The organism is Sorangium sp. So ce117 (assembly GCF_051524395.1).
In the GTDB taxonomy this organism is placed as follows: domain Bacteria; phylum Myxococcota_A; class Polyangia; order Polyangiales; family Polyangiaceae; genus Sorangium; species Sorangium cellulosum_B.
In genome coordinates, this window is record NZ_CP150309.1 from 6,646,779 (window position 1) to 6,670,397 (window position 23,619).

General features: G+C 72.3%; 14 protein-coding genes and 1 pseudogene. 7 read left to right on the forward strand and 8 right to left on the reverse strand.

Annotated elements, in window-relative coordinates; genetic code table 11:
• Positions 1-89: 89 nt before the first annotated feature.
• The gene (locus tag WMF46_RS24790; RefSeq protein WP_437979447.1) at positions 90-236 is read left to right on the forward strand and encodes a hypothetical protein; all 147 of its coding nucleotides are present in this window, start codon (positions 90-92) and stop codon (positions 234-236) included.
• Positions 237-899: 663 nt separating this feature from the next.
• Entirely contained in the window at positions 900-986 is an 87-nt protein-coding gene (locus tag WMF46_RS24795) for a hypothetical protein (protein WP_437987935.1), read from the forward strand.
• Between the two features lie 59 nt (positions 987-1,045).
• Here the strand turns inward: WMF46_RS24795 and WMF46_RS24800 are convergent, their stop codons facing one another.
• Together WMF46_RS24800 and WMF46_RS24805 are read right to left on the reverse strand one after the other, a co-directional pair.
• Complete coding sequence (locus WMF46_RS24800; protein WP_437979448.1) at positions 1,046-3,346, reverse strand: tetratricopeptide repeat protein; 2,301 nt, start codon at positions 3,344-3,346, stop codon at positions 1,046-1,048.
• Positions 3,333-4,682 carry a hypothetical protein gene (locus tag WMF46_RS24805; RefSeq protein ID WP_437979449.1) on the reverse strand — a complete coding sequence of 450 codons (1,350 nt, stop codon included), beginning with the start codon at positions 4,680-4,682 and terminating at the stop codon, positions 3,333-3,335. The genes WMF46_RS24800 and WMF46_RS24805 overlap by 14 nt, the downstream gene beginning before the upstream one ends.
• Before the next feature lie 252 nt (positions 4,683-4,934).
• Here WMF46_RS24805 and WMF46_RS24810 point away from each other — a divergent pair.
• The 3 genes and pseudogenes from WMF46_RS24810 to WMF46_RS24820 all read left to right on the forward strand — a co-directional run.
• A pseudogene (locus tag WMF46_RS24810) lies at positions 4,935-5,069 on the forward strand (multicopper oxidase domain-containing protein); the annotation flags it as partial.
• A 319-nt stretch (positions 5,070-5,388) separates the two neighbouring features.
• Complete coding sequence (locus tag WMF46_RS24815) at positions 5,389-6,882, forward strand: APC family permease (RefSeq protein ID WP_437979450.1); 1,494 nt, start codon at positions 5,389-5,391, stop codon at positions 6,880-6,882.
• 261 nt (positions 6,883-7,143) lie between these two features.
• Positions 7,144-8,616, forward strand: coding sequence for an RCC1 domain-containing protein (locus tag WMF46_RS24820; protein ID WP_437979451.1), 1,473 nt, complete (start codon positions 7,144-7,146; stop codon positions 8,614-8,616).
• An 18-nt stretch (positions 8,617-8,634) separates the two neighbouring features.
• Here the strand turns inward: WMF46_RS24820 and WMF46_RS24825 are convergent, their stop codons facing one another.
• The 4 genes from WMF46_RS24825 to WMF46_RS24840 form a co-directional block, all read right to left on the reverse strand.
• Complete coding sequence (locus WMF46_RS24825; protein WP_437979452.1) at positions 8,635-9,300, reverse strand: hypothetical protein; 666 nt, start codon at positions 9,298-9,300, stop codon at positions 8,635-8,637.
• Between the two features lie 248 nt (positions 9,301-9,548).
• Positions 9,549-11,249 carry an alpha/beta hydrolase family protein gene (locus WMF46_RS24830; RefSeq protein WP_437979453.1) on the reverse strand — a complete coding sequence of 567 codons (1,701 nt, stop codon included), beginning with the start codon at positions 11,247-11,249 and terminating at the stop codon, positions 9,549-9,551.
• A gap of 498 nt (positions 11,250-11,747) precedes the next feature.
• Entirely contained in the window at positions 11,748-12,434 is a 687-nt protein-coding gene (locus WMF46_RS24835) for a hypothetical protein (protein WP_437979454.1), read from the reverse strand.
• A gap of 362 nt (positions 12,435-12,796) precedes the next feature.
• A complete protein-coding gene (locus WMF46_RS24840) occupies positions 12,797-14,311 on the reverse strand; it encodes a serine/threonine-protein kinase (RefSeq protein ID WP_437979455.1) in 1,515 nt (504 codons plus the stop codon).
• A 109-nt stretch (positions 14,312-14,420) separates the two neighbouring features.
• Between WMF46_RS24840 and WMF46_RS24845 the strand changes: the two genes are divergently transcribed.
• Both WMF46_RS24845 and WMF46_RS24850 read left to right on the forward strand, forming a co-directional pair.
• Positions 14,421-18,374, forward strand: a complete 3,954-nt coding sequence (locus WMF46_RS24845; RefSeq protein ID WP_437979456.1) for a protein kinase domain-containing protein — start codon at positions 14,421-14,423, stop codon at positions 18,372-18,374.
• A gap of 50 nt (positions 18,375-18,424) precedes the next feature.
• The gene (locus WMF46_RS24850) at positions 18,425-20,155 is read left to right on the forward strand and encodes a hypothetical protein (RefSeq protein ID WP_437979457.1); all 1,731 of its coding nucleotides are present in this window, start codon (positions 18,425-18,427) and stop codon (positions 20,153-20,155) included.
• 31 nt (positions 20,156-20,186) lie between these two features.
• On the opposite strand, the gene WMF46_RS24855 is transcribed toward WMF46_RS24850, so the two are convergent.
• Both WMF46_RS24855 and WMF46_RS24860 read right to left on the reverse strand, forming a co-directional pair.
• Positions 20,187-21,620: a sigma 54-interacting transcriptional regulator gene (locus WMF46_RS24855; protein WP_437979458.1), complete on the reverse strand. Its 1,434-nt coding sequence runs from the start codon at positions 21,618-21,620 to the stop codon at positions 20,187-20,189.
• 188 nt (positions 21,621-21,808) lie between these two features.
• Positions 21,809-22,930: a hypothetical protein gene (locus WMF46_RS24860; protein ID WP_437979459.1), complete on the reverse strand. Its 1,122-nt coding sequence runs from the start codon at positions 22,928-22,930 to the stop codon at positions 21,809-21,811.
• Between the last annotated feature and the right edge of the window lie 689 nt (positions 22,931-23,619).

A 23,619-nucleotide genomic window follows, 5' to 3' on the forward strand; every position in this document is an offset into this window, starting at 1 on the left:
TTTGAAGAAGCGTGTCTTAGATAGGCCGCCGACGAGGCGTTCGAGCCTCGCCGCACGACTACGGAGAGACCGAGGCCGGCGCTCTCTGCGTGCTCCTTGATCCGTCCTACGACTACCACGGCATGCCCGAAGAGGTCATGGCGGACCTGGAAGAGCTCGGAATGATGGTCGCGCGCGAGGTCGAGGCGGCCGCACCGAGCACCTATCAATTCGACTGCTACACCATCGAGAACTGACCTCCTCGGCGCCCCGAAGCCGATGGTTGCGTCGAAGCGGATCCTCGACGTCGGGCCAACTCGGCACGACGTCGATGTTGATCGTCTTCGGATCTTCGAGACGCGGAGCTCGGAGCTGCTTCTCGACCGGGGCCGCGGAAGACGGGCTGCATTGCTGGAGCGCGGAGGGCGGCGGATATCTCCTCACGAACACCCCCGCCGGCTCCGAGGGCGGCGAGAACAACAGCGCGCACACGCCGCTCATCGCCGCGGGAGCGACGCTGCCCTTCTCCGAGATCTCCTACGGCACGAACTTCGGCTGTGCGCGCGATGGCGTGGGAGGCCTCTTCTGCTGGGGGACGAACAACAGCTCGGGCCAGCACGGCGCCGAGGCTCCCCCGGCCGGGACGACGGCCGCGATCCCGGGTGTCTGGGGTCCGATGTCCACCGGCTACGTCTTCGTCTGCGCGATCGACGACCAGAGGCAGCTCCGCTGCCGTGGCAGCAACGAGCAAGGGCAGCTCCGTCGCAGCACGCCGACGAGGGCCGATAATGCGCAAATGGAACCCGTCGTCCTCGGCGACGGCACCGCGCTCGCCAAGGTCGTCGCGGTGAGCGCCGGCTTCTTCCACACGTGCGCGATCGTCGAGGGGGGCGTGCGGCCCCACGGGCCCTGGCCAGGTCCTGTGCTGGGGCAGAGGCACCCTGGGTCAGCTCGGCGACGGCGCCGGGACGAGCTCCGCGATCCCCGTCGAGGTGAAGGCGCCCTGAGCGCGCTCGCGGACATCGAGGAGTCGATCGAGCTGACCAGGCGCGGGGGTTCTGGGGAGTCATGGAGCCGTGGCGTCAGGAGGGCTGGGGAGGGCGTACGGGTCGCGGCCGGCGTCCTGAAGCCGCTGAGAGGCTGCAGCGACCGCCCCTTGGCGGAGGGCTTCGGCGTGTTGCTGGAGGTCGGCCCACGCCTCGGCGGGCAGCGTGCGCTGTGCCTGTTCAAGGATGGCAGCGTAGCCCTGCGCACGATCGACCTCGCGGAGGGAGGTGCAGAGATCGCGGAGTAGAAGGGCGGTGGCAAGGTACGCCCGGCCGTCCTGCAGGCTGGAGAAGAGCCGGAGCTGGAGCTCCAGTGTGATTCTCTGACCAAAGCGAGCGTGTATCCGCCGGCCGATGTCCAGGGAGCGCTCTGCGAGGATCAACGCCTGGTCCGGAGCGCCGACAGCCGCGGCTGTGCGTGCGAGGTAGCCGTGAACAGCCTGCTCGCCAACTGGATTCCGGATCTCGCGATGGCGGGCGAGCACCTCCAGGAAGCGCTGAAAAGCTTCCTTGGGCTCACCGGCCGCAAGCGCCAGGAGACCAAGGCTCTGAAGGCAGTTGGCCTCGCCGAGGCGATCGCGAATCTCGCGAAAGATGGCTAGAGCGAGGGTGTAAGAGGCGCGAGCGGCATCGACGTCGTCGACGCGCCTGTCGAGGTCGCCGATGCTCTGAAGGCAGTTGGCCTCGCCGAGGCGAGCGCGAATCTCGCGAAAGATGGCCAGAGCGAGGGTATAAGAAGTGCGAGCGGCATCGACGTCGTCAACGCGCCTGTCGAGGTCGCCGATGCTCTGAAGGCAGTTGGCCTCGCCGAGGCGAGCGCGAATCTCGCGAAAGATGGCCAGAGCGAGGGTATAAGAAGTGCGAGCGGCATCGACGTCGTCAACGCGCCTGTCGAGGTCGCCGAGGCGCCAAAGACAGTTGGCCTCGCCGAGGCGATCGTGAATCTCGCGAAAGATGGCCAGCGCGAGGGTATAAGAAGTGCGAGCGGCATCGACGTCGTCGACGCGCATGTCAAGGTCGCCGATGCTCTTCAGGCAGTTGGCCTCGCCGAGGCGATCGCGAAATTCACGAAAGATGGCCAGAGCGAGGGTATAAGAAGTGCGAGCGGCATCGACGTCGTCGACGCGCATGTCGAGGTCGCCAAGGCGCCAAAGACAGTTGGCCTCGCCGAGGCGATCGCGAACCTCCCGAAAGATGACCAGAGCGAGGGTATAAGAAGTGCGAGCGGCATCGACATTGGAAACGCGCATATCGAGATCGCCGAGGCGCCAAAGACAATTGGACTCGCCGAAACGATCGCGAATCTCGCGAAAGATAGCCAGAGCGAGGGTGTAGGAGGTGCGAGCGGCATCGAGGTCGTCGACGCGCATATCGAGGTCGCCGAGCCTCTTCAGGCAGTTGGCCTCGCCGAGGCGATCCTGGGCCGCTCGAGAGATCTCCAGGCCATGCTCGTATGCCTTCCTTGAGCGTTCGAGATCGTCACGAAACATCGCCACGTTGCCTTCGAGGACCAAGGCAGCCGCAACCGCGCCATGATAGCCGATACCCTCCGCCAGGCGCCTCGCCTCTCTTGAGCTAGCCAGCGCCTCGTCGAGGGCATAGTGTTGAAATAGTAGCTCCTGCCCAAGATTCAGCCATGCATCGGCCAGCGCGGCCGGCGGCGGTGTCTCCGACGAAGCCATCATCTCGCGAAGTCGGGCTGCTGTCGCCCTCAACTCGTCCAGTTCCTCGATCGTTCCCGCAGGGCGTCGCGCTTCTTCGGGCGGCGATGCGAGCCTCGCGTCATCGCCCAGCGTGGCGCCTGGGAGCGCCTCCACCTCGCATGTCCCTGATCGTACGTCGAACAGATCAGGGGCCACGCGAGGCAGATCGGCGGCGCGGTCCGGCGAAAGCACCAGCACGAGCGGCCCCACGATCACGCGCGCCAGCGTGTCGCGCGCGACGTTGAGCGCCTGAATCGCGCGGCCTTCCGCGGTGTCGAGCAACGACGCTGTATCAGGCACGACGACACCCCGGAGCGGCTGGACAGGCCCCGCGGTCTCCAGGAGCTCTTCTACGGCGCGCACCCCCTGCGCTCCATCCGGCAGGAACTGGAACGTCGGGAGCCCCTCCTGCCCGCTCCATCCTCGCATCCGCCGCAACACCTCGGCCCGGGCTACGCCAGACGCCAGCACCACGAACAACGCGAACCGGTCCGCGCGCCGCAGTCCCCGGCGGAGCGCCCTGAGCCGCTCCTCGGACTCGTCGGTCAGGTCGGCGATGGGCTCGGCAGCCGACCCCGGCAGGTACGACCCCCCGCCCGCAGGTTCACCCGTGCTCACGGTACTTCCGGCACCGCTCCACGAGCGGGTGGACCGCGTGCCACGGGTCCGGACCGCCGTTCTGATATTCGAGGACGAACAGGTTGAGCAGCAGGTCGCGCTTCACCCCTATGTCGCACTGGTCCGGAAATCGATTCGTCTCTGCGATCTGGCGCAGAATCGGCACATATCCCTCAGGCAGCGCCCGCTCGAAATCGGCCTGCAAGATGGCGGCGGCCCGCTCGACCGAGGCCGCGGTCACCGGGGGGTCATCATGCTCATTGCTGGCTGCCCGCACCATGTGGAGCGCATGCCGGATGCAGCCGCCGCTGAGGCGCGCGATTCGCTCCGCCGCCCTGTCGCCTTCCTCGAACAGACGATCGAACTGCACTCGCTTCTTGAGCAAGTCTACCAGCGCGGTCACGCCGCCCTGGTTGTCCCCACCGCCCTCCGCGGCGCGCCGGCGGACCTCGATCATCGGCACGACGACGATCTCGCCGCCGTAGAGCCCGCTCAGCCCCGCGCCGGCCGGCGCGTAACAGAGATACAGCGGAACCGTGATGACGAGGTGCGCGTCGAGGCTCTTCAGGGCGCCCATCCGCTCCCGGTAGAGCCGCTCCACCCCCTCGTGGTGTGCCTGGCTCAGCTTCTCCATGTTGTCGATGAGCACCACCAGCGGACCCGCGCCGTCGTCCGGCGCCTCCCTGGTCGCGGCGAAGGCCTTGTTCAGCCCCTCGATCAGCACGGCCGTCGTGGACCGCAGGGCGGTGCGGATGTCCTTCCGGCGCTCCGCGCTGGACAGGCGGACCTCGCCGAGGATGCGGGTGAGCGCCTCCGAGATGTCGCCGGGAAGGTTGGTGATCGTCTTGCTCAGCGCCTCCGAGATCTGGTCCTTCCACAGCGGCATGAGCACCTTCACGGCCGCCGCCTTCCGCTGCTCATAAACGAGCTTCCACAGCGCGAGGAGGATGTCCTCGAGGTCGATGTCGGTCCGGTTCAGCATCACGTCAGCGTCGAGAAACAGGACCGTCGCGAGCGGCGCGCCGTGAGAGGCCGTCTCCAGCTGGACCTTCATCCGAAGGAGCTCGGTGGTCTTCCCGCTCCCGAGGTGACCGCTGACGAAGTGGAGGGTGGGGATCCCACCGGACCGGCGGATGTTGCGGACGATCCGGCCGAGGCGATCGCTGCCGCGGATGGCCGTCAGGTTGGCGAACAGGCTGGAATCTTCCCGGGGGTCCAGCGGCGAGTAGGGGTCGCAGAGGCGGACGGCATCGTCCAGGTTCTGCGCGGGCGGCGGGGTCAGCACGCGGCTGGAGACCGCATGGCCGCAGAGGGTGGCGATCGGGGCGTTGCTCATGGCAGAGGAGCTCCGGGGCGGACGCTACCACAAGCCTGGCCGCGCGGCAGCGTCACCACCGCCCGCGTCCCCCCGCCGGGCCGGCGCGATGGCGACGGCTTCCTCCCTTCGCCGCGGCGAGCACCCGAGCCGCACGAACCACCCTCCATGCATCGCGGCCTCGGCCCAAGCATCCTTCAACGGAATCACGGGTCCGTTCATCCCGCAAACCGACGTCCCGCCGATCTGGAATCCCGCGTTCTTCGGCAACACGAGGTGACGCGCATCCGGGCGCGGTTCCTCACCGCCGGCCAGCACGTGTGGCACTGCCACATCCTCGAGCACGAAGACAACGAGATGATGCGGCCGTACCGCATCGGGCCCGTCCAGCCGGGACAACCGACCTAAGGGGCGCGACGAGGGGCGATGCCTTCCGCGCGCTGCCGCGGGATCGCAGAACGAAGAGCGCCGCGGTTCATCGCGAGGACCATCGCTCGATCAGGTTATTTTCCCCTCGTCCGGGAACGAGGTGAGCACGTTCCTCAGGGCAGGGCTCTTCTCCTTCACCCGCCTGGCGGCCACGAGGTTCGCGCGGGGCCCTCTCCGAGCGCGGGGCGCTCGGCGCGGCAGGCTCGGCTTGCCCGGCCGCGCGGGGCCGCCCCCGGCTCGACGGGCCTCCGGCTTGACATGCCGGGGGCCGGGCCGCAGAGCCAGCAGACCGAAGGCCATGGGGAGCCGGCTTTTCGTCCGCAAACCGCTGTCGGTCATGAGAGAAGAACTGCAGGGGGAGCACCGCCTCCGGCGGGTCCTCGGGCCGCTGCAGCTCACGAGCCTCGGGATCGGCGCCATCATCGGGACAGGCATCTTCGTGCTCACCGGCCAGGCCGCGCACGACAAGGCAGGTCCTTCCCTGATGCTCTCCTTCGTGGTCGCGGGGATGGCCTGCGTGTTCGCGGCCCTCTGTTACGCAGAGTTCGCGGCGATGGTGCCGGTCGCGGGCTCGGCCTACGCGTACTCGTACGCCACGCTCGGCGAGCTGCCGGCGTGGATCATCGGGTGGGATCTCGTCCTCGAGTACGCCGTCGGCGCCGCCACCGTGGCGCACGGGTGGTCCCATTATTTCCAGGACTTCATCGGGATCTTCGGGATAGAGCTGCCGAGAGAGCTCAGGAGCGCCCCGTTCGACTACCAACCGGCGCTCGGCGAGCTCGTGTCCACGGGGGCGATCATCGATCTCCCCGCCGCTCTCGTGACGATCGCGGTCACGGTGATCCTGCTCAAGGGCATCCACGAGAGCGCGACGCTCAACGCCGTGATGGTCGCGCTCAAGCTCGCGGTCGTGCTCTTCGTGATCGCGGTGGGCGCCTTCTACGTCGACCCGGACAACTGGCGGCCGTTCGCGCCGTTCGGGCTCGCGGGGCTCAGCTTCTTCGGTCACACGGTCCTCGGCGAGACCGGGAAAGGGGGAGAGCCGCTCGGGATGCTCGCCGGCGCCGCGACCATCTTCTTCGCCTACATCGGGTTCGATTCGGTGTCGACCCACGCCGAGGAGGCGAAGCACCCGCAGCGCGATCTGCCCACGGGCATCGTGGCATCGCTCGTGATCTGCACCATTCTCTACGTCTCCGTCGCGGCGGTCCTGACGGGCATGGTGCCCTACACCGAGCTGAGCATCGATGCGCCGGTCTCCGATGCCTTCGCGCGCGTCGGCCTCCCGTGGGCGCAGTTCATCATCTCCCTCGGGGCGGTCGCCGGGATCACCTCCGTGCTGCTCGTGCTCATGCTCAGCCAGCCGCGCGTGCTGCTCGCCATGGCCCGTGACGGGCTCCTGCCCAGGCGCTTCTTCGGATCGGTGCACCCGGTCTTCAGGACACCGTGGAAGTCCACCTTGCTCACCGGGTTCGTGGTCGCCACCCTCTCGGCGCTCCTTCCGCTGCGGATCCTCGCGGAGCTCGTCAATATCGGGACGCTCCTTGCGTTCCTGTTCGTCTGCGCGGCGGTCCTGATCATGCGCCGGACGGCGCCGGACGCGCCGCGCCCGTTCCGGGTGCCGCTCTACCCGCTCACCCCGATCCTCGGGATCGTGATCTGTCTCCTCCTCATGTTCTCGCTGCCCACCGAGAACTGGCTGCGCCTCGCCGCCTGGCTCCTGCTCGGGTTCGCGATCTACTTCGGCTACAGCCGCAAGCACAGCGCGATGACGGCGAGCCCGCGACGCTGATCGCTGAGTCCCCGCGCTGCCGCGTGGCAAGGGGGCTCGGGCCAGAGCGCTCGAAGTGAACTTGGTGGCTCCGCCGGAGCCTTGCCGCTCACCGGTGCTCGCAGGCTCTGCCGAGATCGCCCACGCTCGGCAGGTGCGTGCCGAAGCGCCCCTGAGGTCTCCAAAGAGCGGGGACATCGGTGATCGGGCCCCAACTGGACTTCTTGTCCTCGGTGCGGTAAGGCTGTGTAAAGGACGCTGGAGTGTAACCGGATGCTTGAGATGAAAAGGTTCCCCCACACGCGACCGAACTTCTGCTCCTTTCTCGTCATCGCCGCCACCCTCGCTGCGGGGGCGGGATGCACCGCTCCCGAGCGGCGCTTCTCGGACAGCGGCGCGGGTGGCGGAACGGGCGGCGGTCCGATCGATGGGCAGGGCGGCGGGGGCGCCGGCGCGTCCGGCGGTGGGGGCGAGGGCGGCGGGGGCGCGTCCGGCGGTGGGGGCGAGGGCGGCGGCGGGAGCGGAGGCGGCGGGGGTGATCCTGGATGCCAGATCCCGCCGGACAGCCCCACGCTCGCCGACGCCATCATGGTGGCCGCCGGCGGCAACCATACGTGCGCGATCCGGCATGACGGCTCTCTCACCTGCTGGGGGGACAACTCGTTCGGCCAGCTGGGTGTTCCGCAGGCGATGGCGCTCTCCTCGAGCACGCCGGTGAGAGTGCATTTCCCCGCGTCGCTTGGCGCGGCGACGATCACGCAGATCGCGCTGACCGAGCAGGCGACCTTCGCCATCGACAGCCAGCTCCGACTCTGGGCCTGGGGAAACAACGAGACCGGCATCCTCGGGAATGGCTCCAAGGACGCGATGGCCCACGACGTGCCGGCGATCGTCAATGACGGTGCGGCCCCGCTGCTCGTGCGCAAGATCGCGCCGGAGTGGTACTCGGCGTGCGCGCTCACCTCGACCAGCAGCATCTACTGCTGGGGGTCCAACCTGTTCTCGAGCCTCGGGCCGGAGGCGACCGGCGAGGAGAGCCTCGTCCCGGTGAAGGCGTTCAACTTCACCGCGACGGCCGGTCCGAGGGCCATCCTCGCGCGGGGCATCGGCTCGATAGGCAGCTGTTTCTCGACCGGGGCCGCGGAAGACGGGCTGCGTTGCTGGGGCGCGATGGGCGGCGGATACATCCTCACGAACACCCCCGCCGGCTCCGAGGGCGGCGTGAACTACAGCGCGCACACGCCGCTCGTCGCGGCGGGAGCGACGCTGCCCCTCTCCGAGATCTCCTATGGCACGAACTTCGGCTGTGCGCGCGATGACGCGGGAGGCCTCTTCTGCTGGGGGACGAACAACAGCTCAGGTCAGCACGGCACCGAGGCTCCCCCGGCCGGGACGGCGGCCGCGATCCCGGGTGTCTGGGGTCCGATGTCCACCGGCTACGTCTTCGTCTGCGCGATCGACGACCAGAGGCAGCTCCGCTGCCGCGGCAGCAACGAGCAAGGGCAGCTCGGTCGCAGCACGCCGACAAGGGCCGATCCTATGCGAATGGAGCCCGTCGTCCTCGGCGACGGCACCGCGCTCGCCAAGGTCGTCGCGGTGAGCGCCGGCTTCTTCCACACGTGCGCGATCGTCGAGGGGGCGTGCGGCCCCACGGGCCCTGGCCAGGTCCTGTGCTGGGGCAGAGGCACCCTGGGTCAGCTCGGCGACGGCGCCGGGGCGAGCTCCACGGTCCCCGTCGAGGTGAAGGCGCCCTGACGCCACCTGTCCGTAGCGCTACCCAAGGAGCGGCCGGAACACGTCGGGCAGGACGCCTCGATCCGCGGCGCGCCGGAGCGCGTCACGGCACGCGGCGCACGCCGGCGCGTGCTCGCGGTAGCTCGGCGTGAGGCCGTCCGTGCGGAAGACGCCGGCAGCCGCGGCCTCCGTGTCCGGGTGCACATGGAGCTGGACCGGCACGCCGAGCGCAACCAGCGGCGCGCCGTCGCTCCGCAGCACGTAAAGCGAGTAGGGCGTGTCATCGCCCGTGCGCCACCGATCGATGGAGAAGAGATACGGCGCCTCGCCCGCGGCGTCGGCGTGCCGGCGAAGAAAGCACACGTCGCCCGCATACGAGGCGAGCTCGTCGAGGTCTGTCGCCACCGAGACGGGGATCGGGTGCTCCAGCCATCGCTCGAGCGCGAGCCACACGGCCCCGAGGACCGCCGGGTCGGCCGCGGCGTGCTCGTCCACCACGAACGCGCGGTCCACGGCGCTCGCCTCCGAGGGACCGCGCACGCCGTAGACCGAGGCCAGCGCCGAGAGCGCGATCTCGGCGTCGAGCGGCGCGCCGCCTCGCTCCTTGTCGCACGCCGCCGCGAAGGCCGCGGCGTCGATCTGGGTCGCGAGGCCCGCGCGGCGCAGGCTCGCGAGCGCCTCCTCGGGTCGGAGGGGGGTCGTCATGCGCTCATGTCCTCCGTCCAACGACGCCACGGGATCGCGGCGCATCCGCAGGGCACCATCGTCCGATGGTGCACGATCCCGCCGCGGAAAGATATGCCCGGGAGCGCACTCGATGGGCACGTCCTTCTCATCACCTTACCCTGGCTCTCCCTGCGAGCGTGTCGCCCGGCCTGTACCCCCCGGCGCGCGCGCACGCCGAGTGGGCGGCGGCGCTCTACGAGCAAGTAGAACCCTGAGGTTTCGGGCCGCTACTTCTCCTCGTTTTTCTCGTGGTTCACCATGTCGAGGAGCTGACCGGCGACGGTCTCCTCCACCCGGATCGGCATGACCCCGAAGCCCTCTGCCACCGCGTCCTGCTCGAACAAGAAGCGCCGCAGCACCTCGGTCGGATACTCCTCGAGCGGCAGCGCGTACGCCCCGTACGGCGTGCCGTCGAGCGCCAGCGCGTGGTGCGCCCGTGCGTTGACGCCGCGGAAGCTGTGGCACTTGACGCACCCTTGTTCGCCGATCAGCGCCTCGCGCAGCCCGCCGGTGAGCGAGCGGAGCGGCGCGAGCGGATCGCTCTCTACCCAGTGAAAGCTCGCCGCATCGAGCCCGAATGCCGCGTAGGTCTTGTTCCCCAGGTCCGCGGGCAGCGGCGTCCGGAAGTGCAGGAACGCGCCGAGCGGCCGGATCATCATCGGCATCGGCTCCTCGCCCTTGATCCACGAGTAGGCGCGCTTCAGCCGGTAGAAGTCGACGATGCGGTAGAGATTGTCCTCGTCGTCGAGTCCGACCACGATGACCGCCTGCGCCCTCTTCAGCACCTCACGAGAGAAGTACTGTTGCTCGCCCCGAAGGTTCGAGACCACCAGCCAGTCCCCCTCGCCCACCTCGGACTTCGGCCGCTCGGCCAGGTAGGCGAGCAGATCGATGGCCTGATACGTCTTGCCGGGCAGGGGGTAGCGCTCGAGCCCCCCCTTGCCGAGGAGGCCGCTGATCGTCTCCCGCAGCGCGGCGTCGACCGGGTAGGTGGCGATGGCCCGGGGATCCTTGCGGAGCTCCGCCATGTCGCGCGGCGGCCGTGAACCCCAGCGGCGGAGCACGCCGAAGGGGTTGTCGATGGGGAGGTCCTTGAGGCCCGAGGCGACGAAGGGGAACACCAGATCGCCGACCATGTCTCCCCTTCCGCCCCAGTGCACGATGCTGTGCGCATCGCGCCTGGGGACGACAAAGTAGTCGATGTCGGGCGCGCCCGCATTCTGGAGTGCGCGCGCGAAGGGGCGAGCGAGACGCGCCCAGCCGACGTCGTCCTCCGCACCGAACAGCATCAAGAACGGCGGCGCATCGGACCGCGCGTACGTGATGGGCGAGGACTCCCTGCGATCTTCGACCGAGGCCGCGAAGAACGCCGCGTCGGGGTGCCCCTCGAGCGCCGCCTCGCCGAGGTCGTAGGTGCCACGCAACAGGATGACCCCATCGACGCGCCTGGGATCCATGCCGGCCCCCTCGAGGAGCCGCCGATCGAGCGCAAGGAGGGACGCCATCCACGCGCCGAGGCCGCGGCCGGCGAGGACCACGCGCGTCGGGTTGCGCGCGTTGGTGATCTCTTGCAAGACCCGGGCGACGTCCGCCGCGCACGCGCGCGGCGTGTAGCCGGCGTGGATGTTGAACGAGACGGCGGCGGCGGCGACGCCGTTTCGCTGCAGGGAGTCGCCTACGTTCGCGGCGAACGCGAGTCGCTCGTCGGGCTGCGAGGGCTCGTTCCCCTGCAAGAGGACGACCAGCGGGCCGCGCTTGCTCGCGCGCGGCGGGGCGTAGAGATCGACGCTGACGTTCGGCCCATCAGGCCCCTTCCGCTGCATCCAGGCGTATGTCACCGTGGCTGCGGAGCGGGCTCCAGCTCCTGCGCGCCGCTTGAGGAGCTGTGTGCCGAGGACGATGAGCGCCACAAGGAGGCCGACGCCCACCCATTGCCGCGTTCGACCCAGCCATTGCCACGTTCGACCCAGCCATTGTCGCGTCCGACCCAGCCATTGTCGCGTTCGAATACCCAACATGGGTCCGCTCTGGTACCCAACGTCGAGCGCGTCAAGCGGCAGCGTCGTCGGTCGCCTCCCGGCGACACAGGGATGATATCCAAGCACCTCGATGGCACGCGGCGCGCGCAATCCTCGTGAATGCGGCCGACGGAAGTGCGGTATCGTGGATTACGACGACACGTCGGTCAAGGTGTCGATCGTGAATGTCGCCGGCTGCGCCGCCTTCGACGGAACCCCGGGGCCCTCGTGCAATACCTTGGTGATGAAGGCTGCGTTGATCGCGCCACGTCGTCGTCAGCGTGTGTTAGCGTGTGTTCGCTCCGTCTCGTGGAACGCCGCGGGCGGAAGAGCGGGCAGCTGCCATGTGCGGCAAGCTCTCTTTTTCCTTTTTTCAGAACGAAAGCGCGCTGCCCCTCGCTGGCCCCCTCAGGGCTGCAGTTCTCTGCAGTGGATCTCCAGGACCCGGATCTTCCCCTCGACCGTATCGTACCTGAGATCCAGCCCCGTCAGCACCTGCTGGGCCGGGCAGTTCAGGGTCACGTTGTTCCCGGCGTACCCGATCGCATAGCTCGTGTGGGAAGACGCGGCGAGGTCGAGGGCCGTATTGGCCGCGTTCCTGGGAGCGTAGTTGATGCGCACGTCCTTCACATAGGTGTTGGCGCCGTCCACCTTGAGCCGCAGACCCGTGGGGTAGTTGGCGACCGGGATGGCGGTGCTGAGCGCGCCGGTGCGGAAGCCGCCCGGCCACGAGAAGATGGTCTCCGCGTCGATCGCGCCGGTCCGCGGGAGGTTGGGCAGGAGGAGGTCGAACTCCCGGCACACGCCGGACATCCGGGCGATGAACTCGTCAGGTTCGGTGAGGGGCTCCTGGAACGCGCTGAGGTCGGTCAACATGAATCCAGCGCCATCATCGATGTGGCAGTGGATATACTCCCAGGCCGAGAGGTTGGCGTTCAGGCCCGAGTCCCAGCGCTCGTTGTCCGCGGCGTTGCTGACGGTCCAGGTCTCCGAGAGGGACGGGGCGTCCTCCATGAGCTCAGGGTCGGCCGCCTCGACGGCGCAGCCGGCGGCGAACAGGGCGACGAGGGGGAACGCAGAGCGAACGATGCGCATGACGAGTTCTCCTGAGCTCTCTTGAGCTCTCTTGTTGTCGAACCGGAGGCGTCCAGCCGCGCAGCGCGCCAGGAGCGGCGCGGCTGCGGCGGCGCCTCGCGGCGGAGCCTCATCGCAAGCGCCTTGCCAACGCGCGGCGCCGGCGACCTCGCGTTGCCCGCCGAGGGCGATTCCCACCGATCACCTGCGGGCGACGCGCTGCCGACGCGCCCCTCGCGGCCGTCGCCGTGCTCGCAGCAGGACAGCTCCGCGCCGCAGAGGCGCCCCGCCTGCCACATCCCGGCTGTCCCCTGTCACACCGCCCCTGTGACACCCTGTGGCAGCGGCCGTGTCAGCGCGCCGCCCGCGTCAGGCCGCGGCGCTCACGACACCACCCGGCGCAGCGCGCCGCCCTCGCCCCCGAGCGGCGCGCGGTCGATCTCCCCGGCGTCCCCCTCCCCCGCCTCCCCCTCCTCCCCGGCGAGCCCCTCGGCGAACGCGTCGGTCACGAACACGCCCGCCCCGGTCGCGGCGGGCGCCCAGCCGCGCAGCGCCTCGGGCTCGGCCGCATGCAGCGCGAGGCGCGGGAGGACCTCGGGGCTCGCGCCGGCCCGCGCGCCGAGCTCCGCCCAGAGCTCGAGGGCCCAGCCGAGCGCCCGCTCCGGCGCGCGATCGTACGGCGCGGGCAGCGCCGCCAGCAGCGCGTCGGCGCTCTCGACAACGAGCGTCGCCCCGAGCCCGACGAGCGCCGCGCGCGCCGCCTGGACCAGGCGCTCCACGTCGGCGAGCGCCTCGTCGCCGGCGTCGTCCGGCGCCGAGAGCCGGGCCTCGACGAGCAGCGCGGCGCACGGCCCCCCCGACGCGCATCGCCCCTGCGCGCAGGCGCCCGCGAGGCGAGCGTCGGCCGGCGAGCGCGCCGCGGGCGCCACGGTCTGGCGGCCCGGCGCGGCGACCGCCCGGGCGACCGCCTGGCGGAGCGCGGCGAGCAGCTCGGGCACGCCCGCGTACCGGTCCGCCGGCTCCTTGGCGAGGCAGCGGCGCACCACCGCGCCGAACGCGGCCGACACGGGCGCGCGGTCGCTCGGGCAGGGCGGCGGCGCGCGCAGGTGCATCTCCTCGGTCTCGACCGCATCGGCGCCCTGGAACGGCAGCTCGCCCGTCACGAGCTGGTAGGCGAGCAGGCCCACCGCGTAGATGTCCGTGCGCGCGTCCACCGCGCCGCCGAGGATCTGCTCCGGGGCCATCGTGAGCGGCGTGCCGAGGATCAGGCTGCTGCTCTTGGCGCCGCGCGCGCGATCGACGTCGCGCGGGCGGAGGAGCTTGGCGATGCCGAAGTCGACGAGCTTCACGCCCGGCGCGCCTATCCCGCCCGCGCCAGGGCAGACCATGACGTTCTGGGCCTTCACGTCGCGGTGCACGACGCCGATCGCGTGCGCGGCGGCGAGCGCGCCGCCGACCTCCTCGAGCAGGGCGACCGCCTCGGGCGGCGAGAAGGCGCCCCGCGCGCTCAGCTCCGCCGCGAGGCTCCGGCCCTCGATCCACTCCATCGCGATGTACGGCCGGCCGTCGTCCAGGGCGCCCACGCCGCGGACCTCGACGATCGCCGGGTGCTTGAGCCGCGCGAGCACCTCCGCCTCCCGCTGGAAGCGCCGGAGGATCGCCGGCAGGAGCGACAGGCCGCGGCGGAGGACCTTCAGGGCGACCGGCGCGCCGCCCCCGACCGGGACGGCCCGGTGCACGACGCCGAAGCCGCCTCCGAGCCGCACGTCGTCGAGCACGTAACCCCCGACCACCGTCCCTGCGGGGAGCGCGTCGCCGGCGGCGCTCGCCTCGAGCTCCAGCGGCCGGCCCGAGATGACGGCTGTCTCGTCCTGGTTGGGCTCGGCAGGCGTCCGCATGGCACCTACCCCAGTATACTCGCGCTGCATGCGCTGCTCCGAGTGCCATCGCCGCCTCCCAGCGCGGGCCGGCGCCGCGTGCCCGGCGCACCCTCTGGCTCCATCGCCGGTGACGAGCGCCGACGAGCGCGAGCACGAGGCGCTCGAGCAGGATCCGTCGCCGCTGGTGCCCGGGCTCCGCGTCGAAGGGTTCCGTATCGAGCGGCTGCTCGGGCAAGGGGGGTTCGCGCGCGTCTACGCGGCGACGCGCGAGGGCGACGGCCACGCCGTCGCGCTCAAGGTGGCGCGCCGGCGAGACGACGGCCGGATCGAGCGGGAGGCCGCGGCGCTCGCCCGCCTCGCGCCGCCGCTGGTCCCCGCGCTGCTCGGCCGCGGGCGCTCGGGGGAGCTCGGCCCGTTCCTCGTCCTGGAGCGGCTCGAGGGCAGCTCGCTCGCGCGCTGCCTCGCGGACCTGCCGGGCACCGGCGCGATGCCGATCGAGCAGGCGTCGGCGATCGCGCGCGCGCTCTCGGTCGCGCTGGACGCGGCGCACGACGCCGGGCTTGTGCACCGCGATCTCAAGCCCGAGAACGTGTGGCTGCGGCCGCGCGGGGAGGTCGCGCTGATCGACTTCGGCCTGGCCGCGCAGGCGCACGCACGCGGCGATGCGCGCGCGGCGCTCGGCCCCGACCTGACGCAGACCGGGGCGATCCTTGGGACGGCGGCGTACATGGCGCCCGAGCAGTGCCTCGGCGCGCGCGCCGTCGACGCGCGCGCCGACATCTACGCGCTCGGCGTGATGCTCTTCGAGCTGCTCACCGGCCGGCCGCCGTTCGTCGGCGAGGCGGCCGAGGTGCGGCAGGCCCACGTGGCGCGCCGCCCCGACCCGCCCTCCTCGCTCGCGCCGCTGCCGGAGGGCGCCGACGAGGCGGTCCTCCGCTGCCTCGCGAAGGATCCCGAGGCCCGCCCGGCCCGCGCCAGCGACGTGGCGCGCGCGCTCGCGGCGTCGCTGGAAGCGCGCGTCGCCCCGTCCCGGGGGCGCGCGGCTGCCTCCGGCGCGCCCGCCCCCGTCCCCGGCCCACGCCGCGCGGTGGCGCTGCTTGCCGTGCGCACGCGCGAGCGCGCGGACGCGCTCGTCGACGTTGCCCGCGCCGAAGGCGGCATCCTGGCGCGCTTTCGCGGGGAGCGCATGGTGCTCGCCTTCCCCGCCGCCGACGCGCCGGGCGACGGCGTGCGCGCGGCGGTGCGGGTCGCCCAGCGCGTCGCCGCGGCCGGCGCAGCGGAGCCGCCCCTCGTGGTCCACCTGGCTCCGCTCCGGGTGCGCGAGGGCACGCACGGCGTCACGCTCGCGGGCGCTGCGCTCGAGGACGCGGAGACCTGGGGGGACGGCCCGGGCGACGCGGACGCCCTACCGCCGGCGATCCTCACGGCCGAAGCGCGGCGCGCGCTCGCGGACAGCCCGCACGATACCCCGCCCTCTCCGCGCGGTGTGGCCCCTGATCCGCGCAACGCGCCCCCCGACGAGCCCGGCGAGACCGCCCTGCGCGGCCGCGACGCGGCGCTCTGCGCGGCCCTCGCCGCGGCGCAGGAGGCGCTCGCCAGCGGCGGGCCGGCGCTCGTCACCGCGCTCGGCGCGGAAGGCCACGGAAAGAGCCGGTTCCTCGGGGCGCTCGCGGCGGCGCTCCGCGCCGGCGGCGCGGCCGTGCACGCCGCGGCGGCCCTCCGGCCGGAGGCGGCCGAGCACGGCGCGACGCTCGTCGCGCTCCTGCGTGCGGCCCTGGCGCTCCCGGCCAGCGGCGAGCGCGACGAGAGCGCCCAGGAGGCGCTCGTCCAGCGGCTCGGCGCGGCGGAGGCCGCGCGCGCCTGGCCGGCCGTCGGGCTCGCCCTTGGGCGGCTCGCCCCGGGAGACCCGGCCGCCGCGCCGCTGCTCGGGGCGCCGGGCGCGCGCCGCCACGCCGAGGCCCGCGCGCTCGCGGCCGCCCTCGCGGCCGCCGCGCCGCTCGCGCTGCTGCTCGACGACGCCGACCTCGCCGACGCGTCCGCGCTCGACGCGATCGAGCTCGCCACGGCCGAGGGCAGCGCGGCGCGCCTCGCGATCGTCCTCGCCGCGCGCCCCTCGATCGCCTCGCTCCGTCCGGGGCTCGGGGAGCGCGCCGCCCGCCGCGTGGCGTTCGACCTCGGCCCGCTCGACGCCGAGGCCGCGGGCGCGCTGCTCCAGGACCGCCTCCGCCCCGTCGAGTTCGTCCCCCGCGCCGTGCTCGATCGCCTCCACGCGCTGGCGCGCGGCGTCCCGCGCGACCTCGTCGAGGTGGCGTACGCGCTGCGCGTCGGCGGCGCGATCCAGCGCGCCCGGGGCGGCGAGGGCTGGACGCTCGCGCCGGACGAGCTGCTCTCCCTGTCGGCCGCGCCGCTCGGCGAGCGCCTCGCCGGGCGCGCGCTCGCGGCCCTGCCGCCGCCGCTCGTCGACCTGCTCGAGCGCGCGGCGATCCTCGGCGACGACCTCTCCCCGGCCGAGCTCGAGGCCGCCCTGCGCGCGCAGGATCGCGCCGCCGACGCGCCGCCGCCGGCCGGCGCGCTGGACCCGGGCGTCGGCCTCGCGCGCCTCGCCCGGGCCGGCGTGCTCGTCGCGCGCTCGGCCTCGCCGCCGCGCTACGCCTTCCGGCACCCGCTCCTGCGCGAGGCCATCGAGGCGCGCATCCCGCCCGCCCGCCGCCGCGCGCTGCACGCCGCCGTCCTCCAGGGCCTCCTTGGCGCGCCGCGCGCCGCGGGGGCGCGCGCCCGGATCGCCCGGCACGCGGCCGCCGCGGGAGAGGTGGCCGCGGCGGCGGCGGCGCACGCCGAGCTCGCGGACGAGGCGCTCGCCCGGCACGACGTCGTCGAGGCCGAGCAGCGCTTCACCGCGGCCCTGCGCCTCTCCGGCCTCCTCGAGCGCGACGACGCCTCGACCCGCGCCCGCGCCCGCGCGCTCGCGGGCCGAGGCCGCGCGCGTTACCGCCTGCAGCGCTTCGAGGAGTCGCTCGCCGATCTGCGCGCGGCCCGCGCGCTGGCCGAGGCCGCGGGCGACCGGGCCCGCGCGGCCGAGCTCCTGCTCGAGGAGGCGACCGCGCTCGACTGGCTCGAGGACTTCCCCGCCTCCGCGGCGCTCGCGGCGCGCGCCGCCGAGCTCTGCGCCGGCCTAGGCGACGCCCGCCTCGACGCGCGCTGCCTGCTCGCGGGCGGCCGCTCGGACTGCCGCGACCAGCGGGTCGACGAGGGGATCCCCAAGCTGGAGCGGGCCGCCCGCGGCGCGCTCGCCGTCGACGACCACGAGGCGCACGTCATCGCCCGGCTGGTGCTCGTCGCGTCGCTCTCGATGGCCCGCCGGCTCGACGAGGCCGAGCGCCACGCCGAGGCCGTCGTCGAGGCCTGCCTGCGCGCCGGCGACGTCTTCCACCTGTGCACCGCGTACATCAACCGCGTCTTCATGTGGGTGAAGCGACGGGAGGAAGGGCGCGCGGTCGCGGACCAGCGGGAGGCCGTCCGCCTCGCCCGCGAGCTCGGGCATGCCCAGCTCGAGCGCTGGGCCACGCTGAACCTGGCGGAGCTGAGGTACTGGCTGGGCGCGCCGGACGAGGCTCTCCCGCTCGCGCGCCGCAGCCTCGACCTCCAGCGGCGTTATTTCAACAAGCGCCCTTCGCCGGACGACGTCCTCCTCCTCGCCCGCATCCACCTCGCCCGGGGCGAGCACGACGAGGCGACCCGCCACCTGGCCGAGGCCCGCGCGAGCCTCCCCGAACGCGACCTCACCCCTTGCGCCCGGACGCTGGCACGCCTGGTGCAACAAGCCCTGGACGACCGGGCAGACGGTCGGTTCGACGCTGCGGCATGGCGCGCGCTCGTGGACGAGGCGCGGCAGACCGCGATCCTTCACGAGCACGCGGAGGCGCTCCACAGCGCGGCCCTCTCGGCGCTCCGCGCGGGCGAGGGCGGCGAAGCGCGCCTGTTCCTCGCCGAAGCGAGGGCGATGTCGGCGGGCTTCTGGAAGCAGCGGTTCGACGAGATCGAGCGCGCCCTGCTCACGCCCGGAGCGACCGGCGCCGCGTGAACCGACCGGTCGGATCGCCCGGACCAGAGACAAGAAAGGAATCTGACCGCGTGAAGATCTACCGGACACGAGGGTTGATTGCGCTGTGTTTCGGGCTCTCGCTCGTGGGCGCGGGCTGCGCCGTCGCGGGCGGCGACGCCTCCCCGCTCGAGGGGCCGCCGCGCGCGGCGCCGGCGGGGAGCGGCTCATCGAGCGGGTCGGTCGTCGGGCCGGCCAGCGGCTGGTCGGCCAGCGGCGGGTCGGCCAGCGGGCTGGTGGCGGACATCGCGGACGCGGTGCAGGGCGTCTGGGGCAACGGCCTCTCCGCCGAGGCGCTCACCCGCAACGCGCTGATCGCGAACCCGCGTGCCAATCCCGTCATGGTGTCCGTCCCGCTCGCGACCGAGAGCTACGCCGACGACAGCAAGTACCCGGAGCTCCGCTACCAGCTCCGCCACGAGCCCACGCGCGAGGTGATGGACTACCTCGTCGCCTGCGCCCTCGAGCAAGGCCAGAGCGTCTTGTACACCGACACGTCGACAGGCGAGAAATTCACATTCGACGGCAAGATCGGGGTCTGCCCTGTCTGGGCCGTCGACAAGGCGGGGCCGAAGTGCCAGCAGCTCGTCTCGGCGTGCATGCTCTCGCTCGTGAACGCCCTGGGCCGCTCGATCACCGTCTCGCTGCGAGGCCAGGCGTTCCCGGAGCACCGGCCGGGGCTCCTCACGCCGGCGCCCTCCGTCCGCGTGGTGACGAAGACGGAGGACGGTGACACCATTCCGAGCTTCAGGCGGTGCGCGACCGAGTCCCAGGGAGCGTCGCGCAGCTGTGGATGGACGGCCCAGAACGTCGGCTCGTGCACCCCGGGCTCGACCGTGTTCGTCGCGACCGGCGACGCGCCCCTGACCGACTGCTCCGACGACCCGGCGAGCGCCGCCGGGCTGCCCGTCAGCGATACGGTGCTTCGCGTCTGCAGCGGTATCCGGGGCTGCGACGCCGACTCACCCGATCACATCGATCCGAGGGAGGTGCGCTGCGACAGCCGCGCCGAGCCCGCGCTCCGCTTCGTTTGCCCTCAAAGCGCCTACTTCAGCCTCATGAGCGGCCCGCGGACGAGCGGCCGCGCCGGCCTCCTGGCGCCGGGCGGAGGCGTCGCCGCGATGCTGGAGAGGAACCGCCGCTTCAGCGTCGCGAGCCGCCTGCGGCCGAGCCCCCCGCCGCCGCCCGGCGTCGTCTCCATCGCCGAGGCGACGTTCCGCGACGCGGTGTATCCAGCGACGGAGGCCGACGTCTTCGGCTGGCGCGAGGGCGCGTTCTACGGGAACCTGTGGGGCCAAGAGCCCCTCCACCCCCGGCTCCAGGTGGGGATGAATGAAGTGGACGAGAAGGGCCAATTCCACCGTGCTCCGACCCCCGGGGAGGACTCCGGGCAGGCCATCTATCAGCACGCCTTCGCCTGCACGGGTGAATACTGGACCGATCACGCCGCGTACGTGGGGGAACGCCTCTGCGCCGGCGCCGAGGGCGAGGTAGACTGCGTCGCGACCCCGGTCGGCGCCTGCGACGAATCGCTCCTCGTCGCGGAGTGTCCGACGCTCCACCAGTGCTCCGTCGACGACGGGGTGCTCGTGGAGGGCGACAGGGACTTCCAGCAGTGCAAGGGCGGCGAGCGCACATGGCGCCATCCGATCACCGTGTTTCTCAACCACCCGTCGGATGTCGTCCGGGACTTCCCGTTCTCCCCGTTCGCGCCGATGTTGCCCGGCAGCGTGGTGTCCGCCGGCGCGCTGTACTGTCCCTGACCGGCGGTCGCGCCGCCGACCCACCGCGCGTTCACCCGTCCCTGTAGTCGCCTGGCTCGATGCCATAACGCGCGATCCACCGGTGGATCTGCGTTCTCCCCTTCCCCATCGCCCGCGCCACGGCGCTGACGTTCCCGCGGTGCTCGCGGAAGAGGCGGATGAGCGCCTCGCGCCGCTGCTGGTCCTCCTCGGCGGGCCGCTGGCGCTCGGCGGGCTGGGCGTCGGGCTTCGAGGCCTCGGGCGGGTGGCTGCTCCGCGGCACGACGACGGGCGGCGGCAGGTGATCGAGCTCCACCCGGCCGCCGCCGGCGAGCACGATCGCGGTCGCAAGGCACTTCTCCAGCTCGCGGACGTTGAGCCGCCACTCGCGCAGGAGGAGCGCGCGCGCCGCCTCGCAGCCGAGCGAGATCGACGCGGCCCGGTCCGGGGCGGCGCGGCGGAGCAGCGCGGCGATGAGCAGCCCGAGATCCTCCCGGCGCTTGCGCAGGGGCGGGAGCTCGAGCACGAAGCCCGAGAGGCGCGCGAAGAGATCGCCCCGGAAGTCGCCGCGCTCGACCATCGCAGGGAGGTCGCGGTGCGTGGCCACGACCACGCGGAGGTCGACCTTCACGGGGCGCGTCGCGCCCACCGCGACGACCTCCGACTCCTGCAGCACGCGCAGGAACGCGGTCTGCGACGCCGCGGGCAGATCGCCGATCTCGTCGAGGAAGAGCGTGCCGCGGTCGGCCGCGCGGATGAGGCCGGGCCGGTCCTCGGCGGCGCCGGAGAAGGCGCCCTTCTTGTGGCCGAACAGCTCGGACTCGATGAGGCTCTCGGGCAGCGCGCCGCAGTTGATGGCGACGAACGGGCCGGGCCGCCCCGACAGCGCGTGGACGGCGCGCGCGACGACCTCCTTGCCGGTGCCGCTCTCGCCCTGGAGGACGACGGGGATGGGCGCGGGCGCGACGGCCCGGAGGGAGGCGAAGCGCTCGGCCAGCTCGGGCGAGAAGGTCGCGAGGCCGAACGGCTGATCCGCCGCCTGGGCCGCGTCGCTCGCCGCCTCGTCGGGCACCGCGACCTCGCGGAACAGGAAGAACGTGTGCCCGAGCTCGATCAGGTCCCCCTCGGCGAGCGTCGCGCTCCGCCGTGGCACGCCGTTCACGAAGGTGCCGTTCGTCGAGCCGAGGTCCTCCAGGCAGAGCTGGCCGCCGTCGCGCGTGATCCGCGCGTGGCGGGACGACACCCAGCCGTCCTCGAGGCGCACGTCGAGCAGCGCCCGGTCCGCCTCGGTCCGCCGGTCGATCGAGCGCACCGGGCCTCGCCCGAACCGCACCTCGTCGACCCCGTCGAGCGCCAGCCGCGCGGGCGGATCCATCGGCCGCTGGCACTGCAAGACGAGGAAGAGGAACGGCCGCGGCTCGGCGGCGGAGCCGGCGCGCCGCCGGGTGCGGACCAGCGTCGACGGCTCGTCCCGACCCGCGCTCATCCTGCCCCTCTCCGCCCCTGGCAGGCCGCGCACGGAGGAGGCGCCAGGGAATCGACCCGAGGCTGCATGCCGCAGGCCCACGATCTATCACGCCCCGCCAGCCAGTGGAGCAAGCTCAGGCGCGCGAAGCGCACGCGCTGGTCGTCCTGTCGCGGCGCCCCGCGCTGGTAGGGCGGCTCGCCGGGCCGTCAGCGGTAGGGTCCCTGCGGCGCGGGCGCCGCGAGGGAGGAGACGATCGCGATCGCGCGCTCGATCCGGTCCCGCCCCGTCTCGATGCTGCCGAACACCAGCTTGACCGCGGCCTCATCACCCACGACGGCCGCCGGGCGGAGCGCGGCGATCTCGCGCCTCACCTCGTCGGTGAGGCGCCACGCCACCCGGTCCGGCGCTTCGGCCTGCACCTCGTACGCCCGCGACAGGCCGCCGTCGTCGGGCTGCCCGGAGCTCGCCCGGTCCTGCCCGCGCCGCTGCCGGCGCCTCACGATGAACCGCTCCGACGGGGACGCGGCGCGGGCGACGCGCACCTGCGTGCCGAACGCCCCTCGCCTTCCATCCCGGCCGAACGTCACGGCGAGGCGCCGGCCGCGGTGCTCGAGCTCGATGGTCATGCCTCCTCCGGGCGAGGTGGTCCCGGCGCCGGACAGGAGGCGCCCGCCGAGCTGTTGCGAGAGCGCCCGCAGCTCCTTCGCGAGCGCCCGGCCGCGGCCGGCGACGAGCGCCGCGGCGCGGATGGCGCCCGCGAGCTTCTCGGCGTCGTCCTCCAGCCCGGCGCGGATCGCGGTCAGCCGGTGCGCCTCGAGCGTGAGCTCATATTCGGTCGCCGCGCGGAGCGCCTCGCGCAGCTCCCGCGTGAGCCACCAGCGCGCGAGCGCCGGGCTGCTCGCCTGCACGACGAAGGCGCCGTCGTCCGCCGGGTCGCCGGCGTCCACCCGCCGCGCCCGGAAGCCCCCGCCGCTCGGCCGGTCGAGCTGCTGCTCGTTGACCCGGAGCCTGAGGCCCGACGGGTTGCTCACCGTGCCCGTGATGCGGGTGCTGTAGCGCACGACGGCCGCGCCCCTGCGATCGACGTCGTGGTCGACGAGGAGCGCGACGCCGTCGAGCGCCACGGAGATCTGCATCCGCGGGTCTCCCGATGGGCCCGGACCCGACCGGAACTCCCCCCCGACGAGGGCCGCCGCGCGCTGCCACATGGGCCGTGCGAGCCGCCAGCGGGCCTCGGCCGCCCGCCGCGCGTCGTTGCGCGCAACCGCGAAGAAGCGCGCGAGCCCCGCGATCCCCGAGATGATCATCAGGACGAAGATGGGCTCCATCCTCGCCCAGGGTATCGTCCCCGCGAGGCTGCGCCCAGGCGAGACCGGCCCGAGGGCGGCCGACCTCGCCTGGGCGGCTCGCCGCGGACGCGGAGAAGGGCGCGGCGGGCCGCCGCCTACCGATCGCCGTGGATCGCACCTGGTGCCGTTGACCGTGACCGCGCGGTTGACGGTGCTGTTGGTCCAGCAAAGATCGGAATCAACGCTGCTCGGGCTGCAATAACTCGCCACGATTCACTGCAGGACATGGCAAGAGCGGGGCCAGCAGCGATGACAAGCCGAGATATCGCGGGACACGCGGCCGTCTCAGGTGAATCTCGCGCTCTGTCCCCTACTGCCCAGAGGACACCCTCGGGACGAGCGGCGTCTGCGCGCGGCGCAGCTCGCGCTTGCTGGGGGAGAAGGAACTCCAATGTAGGAAACGATGGAGACCCGATGTGGGAAAAGGAAGTCCAATGTGGAGAGGCGGAGAGGGAAGTCCAAACCCTCCGGAGACGTCAAGTCCCAGCTGCGGAAGCTGCCCTGAACCGACAGAACATTTTTCCGCGCAATCCAGCCTCCCTGAAAAAGAGACAGCATATCAACAACTTACCCATGAATCGAAGGAGCCGCCTTCCCTCAACAGCCTTCTGCGATTGACATCGGATATGTGAGCGTTCACATTGGCACTCGTCGGTATTCTTTTGCTT